General features: G+C 54.3%; 8 protein-coding genes. 1 reads left to right on the forward strand and 7 read right to left on the reverse strand.

From position 1 onward, the window contains the following. Positions 1 to 2: 2 nt before the first annotated feature. From ACYVHB_RS07960 to ACYVHB_RS07990, 7 genes are all read right to left on the reverse strand, one after another. A complete protein-coding gene (locus ACYVHB_RS07960; protein WP_461051171.1) occupies positions 3 to 1,457 on the reverse strand; it encodes a DUF1501 domain-containing protein in 1,455 nt (484 codons plus the stop codon). 127 nt (positions 1,458 to 1,584) lie between these two features. Next, positions 1,585 to 3,912, reverse strand: a complete 2,328-nt coding sequence (locus ACYVHB_RS07965) for a PSD1 and planctomycete cytochrome C domain-containing protein (protein WP_461051172.1) — start codon at positions 3,910 to 3,912, stop codon at positions 1,585 to 1,587. Positions 3,913 to 4,050: 138 nt separating this feature from the next. Continuing rightward, complete coding sequence (locus ACYVHB_RS07970) at positions 4,051 to 5,487, reverse strand: DUF1501 domain-containing protein (protein WP_461051173.1); 1,437 nt, start codon at positions 5,485 to 5,487, stop codon at positions 4,051 to 4,053. 61 nt (positions 5,488 to 5,548) lie between these two features. Then, positions 5,549 to 7,906, reverse strand: coding sequence for a DUF1549 domain-containing protein (locus tag ACYVHB_RS07975; RefSeq protein WP_461051174.1), 2,358 nt, complete (start codon positions 7,904 to 7,906; stop codon positions 5,549 to 5,551). A gap of 131 nt (positions 7,907 to 8,037) precedes the next feature. Next, entirely contained in the window at positions 8,038 to 9,540 is a 1,503-nt protein-coding gene (locus ACYVHB_RS07980; protein WP_461051175.1) for a RagB/SusD family nutrient uptake outer membrane protein, read from the reverse strand. A gap of 14 nt (positions 9,541 to 9,554) precedes the next feature. Then, positions 9,555 to 12,788 carry a SusC/RagA family TonB-linked outer membrane protein gene (locus tag ACYVHB_RS07985; RefSeq protein WP_461051176.1) on the reverse strand — a complete coding sequence of 1,078 codons (3,234 nt, stop codon included), beginning with the start codon at positions 12,786 to 12,788 and terminating at the stop codon, positions 9,555 to 9,557. A gap of 258 nt (positions 12,789 to 13,046) precedes the next feature. Next, a complete protein-coding gene (locus ACYVHB_RS07990) occupies positions 13,047 to 15,347 on the reverse strand; it encodes a PQQ-dependent sugar dehydrogenase (protein ID WP_461051177.1) in 2,301 nt (766 codons plus the stop codon). Between the two features lie 356 nt (positions 15,348 to 15,703). Between ACYVHB_RS07990 and ACYVHB_RS07995 the strand changes: the two genes are divergently transcribed. Further along, on the forward strand, positions 15,704 to 16,711 hold the full coding sequence (locus ACYVHB_RS07995) for a nitrilase-related carbon-nitrogen hydrolase (protein WP_461051537.1): 1,008 nt from the start codon (positions 15,704 to 15,706) through the stop codon (positions 16,709 to 16,711). The last annotated feature ends 52 nt before the right edge of the window (positions 16,712 to 16,763 follow it).

Below are 16,763 nucleotides of genomic sequence, written 5' to 3' on the forward strand. Positions count from 1 at the left end.
GATTAAGCGATGAGGTCATGTACGACCTTCCCGGACACGTCCGTTAACCGGTACCGACGACCCAAGTGTTTGAAGATCAGTTTCTCGTGATTGAGGCCCAACTGGTTCAACACCGTTGCCTGAAAATCATGCACGTGCACCGGATTCTGCGCGATGTTGTACCCCATCTCGTCGGTTTCGCCGTAGACGATGCCGGGTTTGATGCCCCCCCCCGCCATCCAGATCGTGAAGCAGCGCGGGTGATGATCGCGCCCGTAGTTGTCTTTAGTTAGTTTGCCCTGGGTGTAGCTGGTTCGGCCGAATTCACCGCCCCAGATCACCAGCGTTTCGTCGAGCAATCCACGCTGCTTCAGGTCAGTCACTAAAGCCGCCGACGCCTGATCGACGTCCTTCGCCTGCTTCGCTATTTCGAACGGGAGGTTGCCGTGCTGATCCCAACCCTGATGGTACAACTGAACGAAGCGAACTCCATTTTCGGACAGTTTGCGGGCCAGCAGGCAGTTAGCAGCAAAGGTGCCCGGCACTAAACAGTCAGGGCCGTAGAGCTTGACAATATCGTCCGGCTCTTTGGAGAGGTCCATCACTTCAGGCACCGCCGTTTGCATTCGGTACGCCATTTCGTACTGTTTCACTTTAGCGGTTATCTCCGGGTCGCCAAACTCCTGATACGACAGATCGTTGAGTTGCGCCAGATTATCGAGCATGTCCCGACGCGCCTGCCGGTCCATGCCCTCGGGGTCGCGCAGGTAGAGCACAGGGTCCTCGCCTTTGCTGAACTGGACGCCCTGATGAATGGAATCCAGAAATCCATTCGACCACAGTTTTGAGTAAACACCCTGCCCGTTGCCAATTCCGCGCGACAGCAGCACGGTGAAATTGGGCAGGTTCTTGTTTTCGTTACCCAGCCCGTAACTCAGCCACGAACCCATGCTCGGCCGGTTGCCCTGCTGCGAACCCGTCTGCAAAAACGTCAGGGCCGGGTCGTGGTTGATGGCTTCGGTAAACATAGACTTCACGATACACAGGTCATCCACGATGCCAGCCGTGTACGGAAATAGATCACTGACCCACGCCCGCGACTCGCCGTACTGTTTGAAATCGACGAACGACCCCACCATCGGAAACTCCTTCTGGTTGGCGGTCATGCCCGTCAGCCGTTGCGTTCCCCGGATGGAAGGCGGTAACTCCTGCCCCATCAGTTCCCGCAGTTTGGGCTTGTAATCGAACAGTTCCTGCTGGGCGGGCGCTCCATTCTGGAACAGATAGATCACCCGTTTGGCCTTCGGCGCAAAGTGCGGAATGCCGGGCGTCAATCCGTCTTCGTCCGTTCCATCTCCACGGAACAGATCGGGAATCAGCAACGAGCCTAAGGCCGCACTGCCCAAGCCTAAGCTCAGGCGGGACAGAAAGCGACGCCGGTTAAAATTCAGGCCGTGTTCGAGGATTTCTTTTTCCATTGTGGTCAGAAATTATCTAAAAATAGGCTCATCACCCCACCCCTAACCCCTCCCCGTCAGGGAGGGGAAAACTAATCATGTGCTTGTTCCCCTCCCTGACGGGGAGGGGTTAGGGGTGGGGTATCTATCACGACTTTGTAATGGTTTCTTCTAAGTTATAAATCGTCGTCACGACCCGCATCAGCGCGGCCAATTCGGTACGGTCGATCCGGGCTGGAATGGGGTGTTCCCCAACGGCTAATGTCTTATCGACGTTCGCTTTGGTAAGCTTTTTAAGCTCTCTCTTGTAATAGGTAGTCAACAGCGCTGCTTCTTTTTCACTCGGTTTCCGGCTCACAATCAATCGGAATGCCTTGCTGATTTTATCGTCCACGCCACTGCGTTCCTGCAATAACCGAGCGGCCAACACGCGCGACGCTTCCAGCACCGTCGGGTCGTTCAACATCACCAGGGCCTGCAACGGTGTATTAGTTTTCAATCGTTTGACCTCACATAGATCGCGGTTGCTGGCGTCGAAAATAGCCATCGACGGCGGAGGAACGGTACGCTTAATGAGCGTGTACATGCCCCGCCGGTAGAGGTTTGCTCCGTGATCCTGGGTGTACATCGACAGCAGTCCCCGCCCCGACGTAGCGCCTTCCCACAAACCCGCTGGCTGGTACGGTTTCACGCTGGGACCGCCGATGGTTGGATTCAGCAATCCGCTGCTGCTTAGCACTAAGTCTTTGATAAATTCGGCATGAATCCGGTAACGCGGCCCTCTTGCCAACAAATTGTTGTCCGGGTCAGCCGCTAATTTTTCCGGCGTAATCACCGCCGATTGCCGATACGTAGCTGAACTCACCATCTGTTTGACTAATCGTTTGATGTCCCAGCCGTGCTCCATAAAGTCGACCGCTAACCAATCGAGCAGTTGAGGATGTGACGGCAGATCGCCCTGCATCCCGAAGTCGCCGGACGTTTTGACGATGCCTTTCCCGAAAAACTCCTGCCACAATAGGTTGACATAAACCCGCGCCGTGAGCGGATTTTTTTTATCGAACAGCCACTTAGCCAGCCCCAGCCGATTTTTAGGATAGCTTTCATTGAAAGGCAAAATGGCGGTTGGCGTACCGGGCTGGACTTCATCGCCGGGAGCATCATACGCCCCCCGCTTCAGGATAAACGTTTTGCGGGTCGTGTCCAGATCGCCCATCACCGACACGATCAAGCGGTTGGTATCCCGCTTGTTGACGAACGACAGAATGCTTTTTACGTCTTCGTCACTAATTTCCATCATCGGCTTTTTGGCGTACGTATCCGGCCCGCCAATGACCGATTCCATGCCCACTTCCTTCACGTTATTAAAAAACGCGAAGAGCTGGTAGTATTCTTTGTGCGAAAACGGATCGTATTTATGGTCGTGGCAATGGGCGCATTCCATTGTTATGCCGAGTAATCCCTTGCCAAACAAATCGTTGCGATCCGTGACGTACATCGTTCGGTATTCCTCCTGAATGGTGCCCCCTTCTTCGGTGATTTTATGGTTTCGGTTGAAAGCCGTCGCAAGCAGTTGCTCCTTGGTTGACTTTGGCATCAAGTCCCCCGCTAATTGCCAGGTTACAAAATCGTTGTAGTGCAAGTTTTTGTTGAACGCGTGGATTACCCAGTCGCGCCAGGGCCATTGCGTCCGGTAGCCGTCGTCCTGGTACCCGTGCGAATCGGCGTAGCGGGCCAGGTCAAGCCAATGCAGGGCCATTTTTTCGCCGTAGGCCGGACTGCGCAACAACTGATCGACCGCCTTTTCGTAGGCGTTAGCGCCTTTATCGACCAGAAAGCTATCCATCAGGTTGAGGCTGGGCGGCAACCCGGTCAGATCAAGGCTTAGTCGCTTCAGTAACCGCTCTTTGTCCGCTTCTTCATTGGGCGCAACGCCCGCTTGTTCCTGCTTCTGTAAGATGAAATAATCAATCTCGTTTTTCGGCCAGTCAGTCTGTTTCACTGGCGGGAGTGCCGGTTTCTTCGGAGCGACAAACGCCCAGTGTTTTTCGTAAGCAGCGCCTTGTTTGATCCATTTTTCGATGAGGGCTACTTCACGAGCCGACAGTTTCAGGTTGGACGCTGGCGGGGGCATCATGATGGACGTGTCGGGCGAGGTAATCCGCAAAAAAACCTCCGATAGGTCGGGTTTGCCAGGTACCAACGCATGAGCCGACGGATGCTCTTTCAACGCCTGGTAAGCACTTTCGGCCATGTCAAGCCGCAATCCGGCTTCCCGTTTGTTGGCATCCGGGCCGTGGCAAGCCAAACACTTATCCGACAAAATAGGCCGGATATCGAAGTTGTAGCTGATCTTATCTGGAATAATTTCCGGTCCGTCATTTGTTAGTTTACCGGATGAACCGGTCGTGCAGGATTGTAGGTAAACCACAATCCCGGTAACCATTGCCATCAAGTAATAAAGAGCCTTACGCATACTAAGCTTTTTTTAAGCTGCATCCTCGGTCTGTGTCCTCACCGGGACGCGTAGTCAGACCGTATCCTGGTGTCATGCAAAGCGGTCTGACTACGCGTCCCGGTGAGGACACAGACCGAGGACGAAATGAAAAAATCATCAGGCCAGCAGTTCCATTACCGGTTTCCCGGTTCCGTCTGGCGTCGAATAGAACGGACGTTTTTCAACCTCGTAATGCGTGTCTGGCTTAATACCCAGCGCGTGGTAAATCGTCTGGTGAATGCCCTCAATCCGCACGGGATTTTCAATGGTTTTACAAGGACGTTCGTCGGCGGTTTTACCGTACACGAATCCTTTTTTAATGCCTCCGCCGAACATCAGAATGGAACACCCATCCGTAAAGTGGCGGTGCATCCCGTAAAATTTCAAATCAGAAAGAATTTCCGGCTGTTTAACCTGCTCCTGCACCCTAGCCCCCGGTCGCCCTTCCATCATCATGTCGCGGCTAAACTCGCTGGCCAGCACCACAATTGTACGGTCCAGATGGCCGCTTCTGTCTAAATCCTTGATGAGCTGCGCAATGGGTGCGTCGATCTGCTTTTTCATATCCTCCAGCCGCGTATGCCCGTTTTCGTGCGTGTCCCAACCCTTAAACGGTTCATATTCCGTGGTGACGCTGATGAACCGGGCACCCTGTTCGGTGAGTCGGCGAGCCAGCAAACAGCCTAATCCAAACTTGCCGGTATTATAGATGTCGTAGCTGTTTTTCGGTTCTTTGCTCAGATCGAACGCCTTCGCTTCGGGGGAGTTCAGGAGCCGGTACGCCTGCTCCATCGACCGCCGGAGCGATTCTTTCTGGTAGTCACTGCCATACTCGCCAACCGGTCCTTTACCGATCAGTTCATTGTATAGTTGATTCCGTCGCTCGAATCGTTTACTATCCATCCCGACCGGCGGACGAACACTCTCCAAGCCCTGACTGGGGTCGGGAATAAAGAACGGACCAAATTCATTACCCAAAAAACCAGCGGTATGAAACGCCTTCAACTCTTCGGCCTCGCCTACGGTGAACCGCTGTCCAATGTCGACAAAAGCGGGAATCACCGGATTTTTCGGACCTAACTCCTTGGCAATCCAGGAGCCGAGGTGCGGAGCCGCCACGGTTTGAGGGGGTTCGTAGCAGGTATGCCAATGGTACTGATGGCGCGAATGAAGAATGTGGCCCATGTCGGCGGCCACGTACGACCGAATCAGCGTGCCCTTGTCCATGACTTTGCCGATGGATTGCAGCCCGTCCGAAAAATTAATGCCATCCAGCACGGTCGGCACCGGTTTAAACGTGCTCAGCACCCGGTTTCCTTCCATCCCTTTCTCAAAAGGCGTATAGCGCTTCGGATCGAAGGTTTCGGTGTGGGCCATGCCCCCGGCCATCCAGAGCAGAATCACCGTGTCGGCAGTTCCGGCCGTTTGACCCGGCTTCGTCGTTCGGTTGCAGCCCGACAACAAGCCCGATACCGGCGCACCAGCCGCCAGCGCGGCCAGCGTAGCGGCACTCGTTTTTTGCAGAAAATCGCGTCTGTTGTATGTGGTTTTCATCGTGTTTATGTGTTCTACCCCACGGCAGCGTCCGGGGCGGTCGGACGCTGCCGTGGGGTACTCAATAAATCAGTTGAAACTCAGGATGTAAACTTATCGCCCATACCAAATCCTGAATGCCTTCGGTGCTGGGACTTTTGCCAACAATTCTCTGGGCAACAGCCAGTTCATTCGGTTTTGGCTCCCGGCCCAAGGCTTTCCAGTACAGGTTTCGCACCAACACGTCCGACGCTGGGTACGTGGCTTTCCACTGCTGAGCGCCCCGTTTAAGGGCGTCGTTGAATTTCTCGCCGTTGGTTAGTTCCAAAGCCTGCAGCAGGTTCGCCTGCGACGACCGGCTGGTGCTGACCGTTTCGCGGTTTGGGCGACCGAGCGCCGTCAGAAACGGATCATTCTTGACTAACGACGCCCGTGGAAACGGCATCTCTTTTTTGAGTCGTTTGGGAAACTGCTCCTCCACAATGGACGTATCGGAATAAATTGGAATAAACGCCAGACTAACCGCATCCGTAAACTGCTCGGCCGTGAGCCGACGGCGGACCATGCCCTGAAACACGAAGTTGGGAGCCATAATCAGTTCGGCTTCTTTCACCCCTACCGAAGGCAACTGGTACGTACGGGATGTCAGAATGGTAAACATCAGTTTTTTGATGTCATAGCCGTTCGTGGCGAAATCCGACGCCAGCCAGTCGAGTAAATCCTGACTCCACGGATCGTTATCCATCATATCGACGGGTTCGATAATACCCCGGCCCATCACCTGCGCCCACACCCGGTTGACGACGGTACGATACAGGCGGCCGTTTTTGGGCTGCACCATGAAGTTAGCCAGTTCGCGGAGTCGTTCGTCAGTGGCGGCTTTGCCGTTGATGGTGCCTAATTTCTCGAAAATGATCTTGCGACCAGCCAGTTTGCCCGTTGGCTTATCGCAGCGGTTGATTTCCAGAATCGTGTCGGCAAACACATTGGCGAAGGCGTAGGCGTCGGCTAATTTCCAGTCGCTAATAAAACTGTCGTGGCACGACGCACATTTGAGGTTCAGCCCCAGCAACACCTGCGACACGTTCTGAGCCGCCTGCATCTCCGTCCGCTGACTCGAATTGATGGTGCCCCGCCATTTGATGCCCTTGATGAAGCCCGCCGATTCCTTGGTCGGGCTGACGAGTTCCCTCACGAATTGGTTGTACGGTTTGTTGGCTTTCAGCGACGAGTAAAGCCAGTTCGTAATGTCGAAGCGGCCACCGGTGATGTAGCCCGTGCCGGTATAGTCGTTGCGGAGCGCATCATTCCAGAACGTGAGCCAATGCTGAGCGTAATCGGTGTTGCGGCTTAGCAGTTCCTTCACGAGGATCTCCCGTTTATCAGGTCGCGTATCGGCCACGAACGCTTTCAGTTTATCGGGCGAGGGCAGTAACCCAACTACATCCAAATAAACCCGGCGCAGGTAGGTCCGGTCATCCACGACGGCTTTCCAGGCGATCTTGTGTTTCTGGAAATACACATTGACGAAGCGGTCGACGGGGTTAGTCAGGCCAGCCGCCGAGTCAGGCAGGGCGGGTAAGCGCGGCTCCAGAGCGGCTACTTTATAAATGCTTTTTTCGGCACCACTCGGCCAGGGAGCGCCTTGCTTAATCCAGTATTCGAGCACTTCAATGTCGTGTTCGGTCAGGCGTTTACCTTTGGTGGGCATGGCGTCGTCGTGCCCGGCCGGAAGCTTAACGCGCCGAATCATGTCGCTGTCTTCGGGATGACCGGCTACCAGCACCACACCGTCCTCGCCACCCTTGAAGATGAACTCCTTTTTGTCTAACCGCAGCCCCCCTTTTACTTTGGCAGGGCCGTGGCAACTGTAGCAGTTGTGCGCCAGAATAGAGCGAACTTCGACGTTTAACTCGCCAATCTGCTGGTCGTTGAGGGCTTGACCAGCGCTGGCAAAGGCAAATTGCGAACCACCGGTTGCCGGAGCACTCGGCGTGTTAACGTCTGGCAGTACGCTTGTCAGGTAGTCGTCGCCGTGGGTGAGCATGGCCCCGTAATGACCGGCTAAACTCACGCCAAGTACAGTCACTATCAGCAGGCCCCGGTAGAGTTGCATCCGACCGGAACGAAGCGCAAAAACCGTCCCGATGGCCAGCGTCATCGTTGCCAGCCCCGTCCACTGGTGAATTACGACAGTTGTACCGCCGTAATCGTCCTGCCGGGAAAGAACAAGACCCAGCGCAGCCGCCACGATGGAACTGATGGTACCAATCCAAACCATTGCCGTGATGCCCGCCCGCAGTTCGGTCGATTTGCGAAACCAGCCGACGCCTTCGAGCAGTAGGGCAATGCACAGCAGGCCAACCGGAAAGTGAACAATTAGCGGATGTAAACGGCCCAGAAATTGCCAGAGCCAAAACGATTCAGTAAGTATGGTCATTCCGTTGAGGTAATGAATTATGGGACAGTTTTGAACACCCCCAACCCCCTGAAGGGGGCTTTGGTTGCGAATGAGTGAAGCCCCCTTCAGGGGGTTGGGGGTTAAGTGCCGCTCGGAAAAGTGTATTCCATTTAATAACCAGTATTCTGGGTTAATTTACTGTTAATCAGAATTTGGGGGGCTGGAATAGGCAGATAATACTCAAAATCGGTATACACGTAATCCAGCGCATTATAGGCTACGCCCCCCCGAACCACGGTTGGATTGGCTTTCTCTTTGGCTCCATACGCGTTCATGAAGGCCGCTAATTCAGCCGGGGTTTTCGTGCGCTTCAGATCAAACCAGCGGTGGTTTTCAAACGCCAGTTCAAGCCGTCGTTCGTTCAGAACAGCCGTTCGGAACGTGTCTTTGGTGAGACCCGTCAGAGCCGCCAGACCAGCGCGGGTTCGTATTTGGTTAAGGTAGCCCAAAGCCTCGTCCGTAGGGCCTGACGCTTCGTTAATGGCTTCAGCCAGCATCAGTAGCACGTCGGCGTAGCGCAGCACCGGCCAGTTGTCGTTGGTGCGGCCTGCAATGCTGTGCGGATTGTTAAACTTGGTGATGTACGGCACTGGAACGACTTTACCCGCCAGTGTATATTCCGTTTTCAGCGAAGCCGCCTTCCGCTTGTCGCCGGGTTCGTAGGCAGCAATCAGGTCGTTGGTTGGTATGTTCCGACCACCGGGTACAACCGTTGAAAAGCCCGTAACGGCATTCGACGATTGGCGGGGGGCGAAAACATACGTAAAATTGCTCCACTCGCCCAGGTCATTATCGCCCTGGTACTGAACCTCGAATATGGATTCGGGGCCGTTCTTACGAGCGGTGCTGAAATTATCGGCGTAGTTGGCATTCAGGGTGTAGCCCAGCGTCGTTACCTGCTTCAGCGTCGTTGTGGCCTCCGCATACTGCTTCTTAGTCAGGTATACTTTGCCCAGCAAGCTCAGCGCGGCTCCCTGCGTTGCCCGCCCAATGTCGGCGGTTGCCGTATATTTTGCGGGCAGCAGCGTCGATGCGTCTTTCAGGTCTTTCTCGATTTGGGCGTACACGTCGGCCTGGGGCGACCGAACCAGGTCGAAGGCATCGTTCGGACTGGCTAAGGTGGTCGTAACCAGCACCACGTCGCCGAAGTACTGCGTCAGATTGAAGTACAGATAGCCCCGCAAAAACTTCAACTGCCCTTCTATCTCCTTTCGGGGGGCGTCGGCTACGGTTGCTTCGGGGAGCCGCTGCAACGTGAAGTTGACATTATACAGCGCCGAATAGTATTGATTCCAAAGGTTGGCGATTTCCCCATTGCCTGAGTTCACGGTCGAGAACTCAAACGCTTCCCAGCCACTGGCCCCACCCCGGTCGAGGGGGTTAAAATCCAGCGTGGTGTTGTCGGTGGGAAACTCACCGAACAGATAGGCCGTGTTGGCAATGCCCTGCAACTGGCCATAGGCTCCGTTGAGGGCCTGTTTCAACTGGGCTTCGTTTTTGTAGAATACCCCCGTTCCAATGCGGGTTGGGTCGGTCTGGTCCAGGAAGTCCTCACGGCAGGACGACTGCAACAACCCGACAACACTAATTCCGATAGCAATTATCTTTTTCATGGCTGTGGTAGCGCTTAGAAGTTTAGTTTGATGCCGGTGGAGAACGTTCTGGGAACCGGATACGACTCGTCGTCACTGTTCAGTTCGGTTCCACCCCGCACGCCCGCATCGGGATTACCGCCGGGGTACTTCGTGAAAATGAACAGGTTAGACGCGTTGATGAATATTCGGGCGTTTGACAAAATGGACTTCACCCTGGGTAAATTATACCCAATGGTGACGTTCCGCAGCCAGGTGTGGCTACCGTCGTACACGTATCGCTCGCTGCTCTCGCGCGACCATTTGAAGTAATTGGTGCCGCCCTGCGAGTTTTTAGAACCGGGATTTGAGCCGGGGTTCTGGGGCGAGCGCCACCGGTCTTTAGCTTTGTCGAGGACGTTAAACACGCCATCCATATTCATGGTCGATGCTTCGATGTTCCGGTAGATGTCGTAGTTCTGGGCACCCATGAATAAGATGTTGATGTCGAACCGCTTCCAGTCGGCCGCGAAGGTCCAGCCCCAGGTGTACGCCGGGTTCGGATTGCCAATGATTTTCATGTCGCGGGTGTCATAAGTAACCTCCCCGTTGCCATCGGCATCCAGAAACTTCATGCCGCCCGGTATCACGCCATCCTGCTTGGGCGCGGCATCAATCTCCGCCTGCGTGTTGAAGATGCCGAGCTTTTCGTAGCCAAAAATCATCCCAATTGGCTGGCCCACCTGCTGAATATTGTAACCGCCGTAGAAACCGCCCTGCAAAATGAAATCATTAGCCCCCTTGATGGCCAAGATCTTGCTTCGGTTGAAGGTAATATTCGCATTGGTCCGGAAATTCACCTGACCCAGCTTAATGCGGTAGTCGGCGGCCAGTTCAACGCCCTTGTTCTCTACTTTGCCAATATTAGCCAGCGAGTTGGTGAACCCCGACACGGCCGGTATCGGCACGTTCAACAGCATATCGGTCGTGACCTTTTTGTAGTACTCGAAGGTGAAGGTCAGTTTATTATTAAACAGGGACAGGTCCATGCCCAGGTCCAGTTGATTCGACTTTTCCCAGCCTAATTCTGTGTTGGCAAACGAGGAAACGACCTTGCCTGGCACCAGTTGCCCATTCAGGACGTAGTTGTTAATGCCCAGAAAAGCCAGACTGGCGTAGTTACCGTCATTGGTATTGTTTCGCCCAATATTAAGGTTATTGTTGGCCGTTACGGCGTAGGTATTGTTGCCGGTCATGCCCCAACTTCCGCGCAGCTTCAGGTCTGACACCCAGTCTGATTTCGGAAAAAATGATTCTTCCGAAACCCGCCAACCCGCCGAGAAGGCCGGAAAATCACCAAATTTATTCTCGGCACTGAATCGGGAGCTTCCCTCCCGGCGCCACGATGCCGACAGCAGGTATTTGTCGCGGTAGGAGTAGTTCAGGCGGGCAATGTAGGCCAGCATGGTCCATTTGCGCTCCATTGAACTGGACGAGCGGATGGAGGCTGCGCCTAAGAACGGAGTCAGGTCGTCGGGGAACGTATTGCCATCACCGTAGATTCCCTTCACCGTTTCCTGTTGCGCTGTGAAACCCGCCAACGCATCGAACCGATGATTGGCGCCGATGTTAGTGCTGTAGGTCAGAAGTTGGTCGGCGGCATAGTTCTTCAGTTCTTCGGCGTCATCGCGTTCGGTAGCAATGCGGGGTGGAGCGCCATTGGTGCCGTTTTGAACGGGCAACCCGATGGTCGACGGTACATACTCCTTGTACGTATTATAGTTAATGCGGGCATTCAGCGACGAGCGGAACTTAAGTCCTTTCAGAATAGACACTTCAGCGTAGGCACTGGCCAGCACGTCGGCAATGTTCCGGTTTCGTTTCAGGTTTTTCAACACGAACAGCGGGTTCGGAAAACCAAATACGCCATCCGTTCCATTGTAGTACGGGATTAGTTCGCCGGTTTTGTCATCGTAGGCCGGAAAGCGCGGGTCCATAATCAATGCGCCCCCCACGGTGTTGCTTCGTCCGTCGGTGTTGGCCAAACTCGACCGGGAGTAACTACCGGCCAGATTTACGCCCATCGTGATGAATTTATTGACCTCGCCCGCCAGATTTACCCGCAACGATGCCCGGTCGTAGTCGGTGAACTGAAGCACGCCGTCTTCCTTGTAATACCCGGCCGACACCACCGATTTAATGGGGCCTTTGCCCGACGAAAGGGTCAGGTTCATATCGGTGAACGGCGCACTATTATTCAGAATCAGATCATACCAGTTGGTCGAATACTTGGTTTGCTCGGGAAACCGGTACCCAATCGGAATATCGTCGGGGGTTGGCTCCCGTTTCTGGAAGTAGCGGATGTTATCTTCGAGTACTTCTTTTTTGAACTGCGCAAACTCCACCCCGTTCAGCACCTTCACTTTCCGGGTGTCGGGCAGGGTATTCACGCCATAATCAACGGAGAAGTTTAACGAGGTTTTGCCGTCTTTAGCACTCTTGGTCGTGATGAGCACTACGCCATTCGATCCCCTGGCTCCGTAGATGGCGGTTGCTGCGGCATCTTTCAGGATCGAAACGGTCTCAATGTCGTTGGGATTTAAATTCTGGCCGACCGATGTGCCCACCGGAAATCCGTCGATTACGTAGAGTGGGTCACTCCCCGCCCCAAGCGAGCTGATTCCCCGAATGCGGATGTCGAACTGCTGACCGGGCGTACCGCTTCGCTGTTTGGTAACGACCCCTGGAGCCTGACCCTGGAGCAGCCGGGTGAAGTTGGAAGCGGGTACTTCGCCAATCCGGTCGATACCGATAACGGATATGGCCGAGGTAATATCCTGCTTGCGCTGCGTGCCGTAACCAACAATGACCACTTCGCTGAGGGTCTGGTCGTCGGGGGCCAGCGTTACGTTCAGCGTAGACTGATTACCCACGGCAACTTCCTGCCCGCGATAACCCACGAAACTAAATACCAGAATAGATCGGCTGTCAGGCACGACAATTCGGAAGCTGCCGGTAGCGTCGGTGGTAGCGCCCTGCGTGGTTCCTTTCACTACGACACTCACGCCTGGCAACGCGCTGCCTTTTTCGTCGGTTACTTGTCCCGAGACCGTTACATCTGCTGTTTTGAGGGTCGTTATCTTTTCCGTAAGTTCAGGAATATGCTTAGCCAATAGTGACTCACCGGCTGGCAAGACCCGGTTGGAACGCAACCCTGCCGATTGCTGAGCCAGGCTCTGGAAGCAACCAGCTACCATGCTGAGCGTCATTAATAGATAAAGTCTTTTCATGATCTGTAAGATAAGAGATAGGATTTGGAGACAACTCAATGCCGAAAAAGACAATTGAATAGCCAAATATTACCAATTACAGATCACCAACTTCCCTACACATACCTATAAGTTTATAATTTTTTTTCAAAACCTCGCTCACAGCTCGTCCCGACAGTTAGTTTCTTCGCCAACAACACGGTAGCGGACGAACAAAAACGGGGTGCCAGGTTTTCACCCAGCACCCCGTTTCGTGCAAATCAGGCCCGTTCGCCGTGCTCATAATTTCACAATTTTCACCACTTTGTTCTGCGTTGGTGTACTGACTCGCAAAAAATATAAGCCTGCCGACCGACCCAACCGCACAGTAGCCCGCTCTGTGGCGGTGGCCTGCTCAATCAGTGTCTCGCCTACCGTATGACCCTGACTGTCAAAGGCTTGCAACCGTAGCCGCTCGCCCAGCGCACCCCGTATATCCACGTCCACCGTTTCGGCGTAGACCGGATTACCCAGCACCGACACGGTGAGCGCAGGCGTTGTCTCTACTCCTACCCGTGCTCCACCCGCCGAACAAACCGACAGCCAGTTGTAGGTAAAGCTGGCCTCACTAACCGTACCCGCCTGCGTGGCTTTCAGGGTAATTGTCGGATTGTCGGTGTACAGATTGAGTGTGTACGGTCCGGCATTGGTGGTAGGAGACGACTCGTTTCTGACCCAGAAATTCACCGGCTGACCCGTCAATCCGGCATACTGCGGAGCGAACGTCAACCGGCGCTGCCCCGCCGAAACGGTAGCGCAGTTTACCTGTGTCACCGCCGTGATGGCAAAACCTGCCGGAGGCTGCGTGGAGGCTGGACTGACCGTGATAATAAAGACGGTACTCGCCGATAGTTGACCAGGATCGGTGGCGGTTATGGTCACTTCGGATATACCCAATGCACTGGGCGTACCGCTGATGGTGGCGGGTGCCGAAAACGTCAGCCCGGCAGGCAAACCATTTACCAGAAGCGTCAGGTTGTTGGGCGTCTGCGCATCGGTAAACGTGTTCGGCGGTATGGTGAAGCTAAACGCCTGCCCAATCGTAGCTGACTTATTAGAAATCGGGTTTGCCACGGTTGGGGGCGTGTTTACGCCGGAGCCGCCCGAACAGGCAGCCAACCAGTTGTAAGCAAAACTGGCCTCACCAGCCGTACCCGCCTGCGTGGCTTTCAGGGTAATCGTCGGATTGTCGGTGTACAGATTGAGTGTGTACGGTCCGGCATTGGTGGTAGGAGACGACTCGTTTCTGACCCAGAAATTCACCGGCTGACCCGTCAATCCGGCATACTGCGGAGCGAACGTTAACCGGCGCTGCCCCGCCGAAATGGTGGCGCAACTTACCGGCGTTACGCCCGTGATGGCAAAATTCGTTGGGGGTGGTGAAGTAGGTGTGTACTTAATTCGGTACAGGGCGTTGTCGCTCAAGCTCAGGTAATACAGGTTTCCGTCAAGTCCCGTTGCCAGACCCACCGGCGAACCCGACAGCCCCGTGGCAAATGCGGAGCGGGCTGCCCCGGAGCCCGACACGTCGATCACGTTGATCCACTGACTGCACAGATCCTGGTAGAAGTATTTACCCGTGAAACTCGCGGGGTAATTAGTGGACGGCGGATTAAAAAATGTGCCGCCCGTGATGGCGCACCCGTTCCCATCGCCACTGCCGTGCGGATAAGCAAACGTTGGGTTGGTAAAAGCTGGGTTCGCACTGACTCCTTCTGCATCCGGCCAGCCAAAATTCAGGCCGCCCGTTGTTGCCTCGTTTATTTCTTCGTAAGCACTCTGGCCAACGTCATTAACGAAGATGCGGCCGGTTCCGGGCTGCGTCGTGATCGTGTAGGGGTTGCGCAATCCGTAAGCCCAGATTCGCCGTCTGGGTGCCGACCCGGTCGGGAATGGATTATCAACCGGTATGGTCCCGTCCGGGTTGATGCGCAGGATTTTTCCGAGGTGATTTTCCAGCGTCTGCGAGTTACTGACAACCGCGTTTTCACCCACGCCCGCGTACAGTTTACCGTCTTTGCCAAACGTCAGGGAGCCGCCATTGTGGTTGGTCGCATCCAGCGGTTCCATATCCAGCAGCACCAGTTCACTATTGGCCAGCATGACGTCGCCATTGGCGGTGAATCGGCTGATGCGGTTGTGGCTCGGCCCCGAAGGAACCGTGTAGTATAGATAAACGTACTGATTTGTAGCAAAATTAGGATCGAGCGTCAGGCCAATCAACCCACGTTCGCCCTGCGAGTCTACGTTTAGTTGAACAAAGGGCGTGGGCAGCAGCGTACCATTTTTGATGATGCGGAGTGCCCCACCCTGTTCGGCCACAAAAATGCGCCCGTCCGTTGCGAAGGCGATAACGTTGGGTCTGTTCAATCCATTGGTTACCAGTTGCTGACTGAATCCAGTTGGCAACGTCTGGCCCTGCACATAAGGTGCGGCAAGCAGCAGGATGAGTACAGTAAGCCGCGTGAGAACCAGCTTACTCTGGTTTGTGAGTAACCCGCGCTTTACCTGTCTCCGGAAATTTGTGTACAGATTTTTCATAAATGAGTATCATCTTAGTTAACTATAACCACTATCGGTTATAAAAATAAGCTAAATGATAGACTGATCTGATTATTTTTATAATAATTATTGTACGTGTTTATTAACACTCCATTATAGATTAATTATTCAGACTAATGGGGTCTCCTTAGAAGCACAATACAGTTCAGTAAGCAAAAGCACTTGTCATTACCATCGACACGGCACGAGTGACCCTCTCGGGTGTAGTCCGTCTTATTCGGGTTGCCTGCCCCGGATTAGCCGAAAAATGGTATTTTGCGGCCGTTCCTAACTACGAAGGCATCTTCTTCAGCCTGCTTAGTTCCTTTAAAACCCACCTGCATACACTCGTATCTATGGCTTATAAAGCGCTTGCTCTCCAACTAACCTGCCAGTCTGTTAACCCCTGCACAACCCGCGACGAAGCCGAAGCGATAATGCTCCAGACCATCGACCGCATTGAAAGACAGATTGCCGCATCCGTTAGATTCATCGGCCGCGATACGCTCTTAGTGGTGGTGCCGGAGCATTTTTTAACCGGCTCGCCCTTGGGCGAAACCATCGACGGATGGCGCGAAAAAGCCGCCCTCGATATTGACGGCCGCATTTACGAAGCGCTGAGTGCCATGGTGCAGCGGCAGCAGATTTATTTTTCGGGCAACGCTTATGAACAGGACCCCTTCTTTCCCGAGCTTTATTTCCAGACCAGTTTCATCATTGGCCCCAACGGCGACGTGCTGCTGCGCTACCGGCGACTGAACGCCATGTATATTCCCACGCCCCACGACGTTTGGGAGTTATACGTTGATGCGTATGGCTACGATTCGCTGTTCCCGGTGGCCAAAACCAACATTGGCAACTTAGCCTGCATTGCGTCGGAGGACAGTTTATACCCCGAGATAGCCCGCTGTTTGTCCATGCGCGGAGCCGAGGTGCTGCTGCATTCTACTTCCGAAATCAGCAGTCCGCTGCTCACTCAGCGAAACGTAGCTAAACTGGCACGGGCCACCGAAAACATGGCGTATGTAGTGTCGGCCAATTCGGCGGGCGTGCTTGGTAGTCCCCTTCCGGCTGGCTCTAATGACGGCAACTCCCGGATCATTGACCCAAAAGGGCTGGTATTGGCCGAAGCAGGCTCTGGCGAAAGTATGGCAGCCCACGCCGACATCGACCTGGTGGCCTTGCGGGAGTTCCGGCAACGCCCGGCGGTGGGAAATTTGCTGGCCCGGCAACGGTTCGAACTCTACGCCCAGAGCTACACGCAAACCAGCATTCACCCACCCGGCACACTCCTGAGCCAGCCCGCCGACCGGGCGAGTTTTCTGCGAACCCAGCAGGATGTGATCAAAAAGCTATACAGTTGATCTCACCTACGTAGTAATTTCCTTGACAATGTACTAATTCTGTAAGACTGGG

It is taken from the genome of Spirosoma arcticum, from assembly GCF_054779955.1.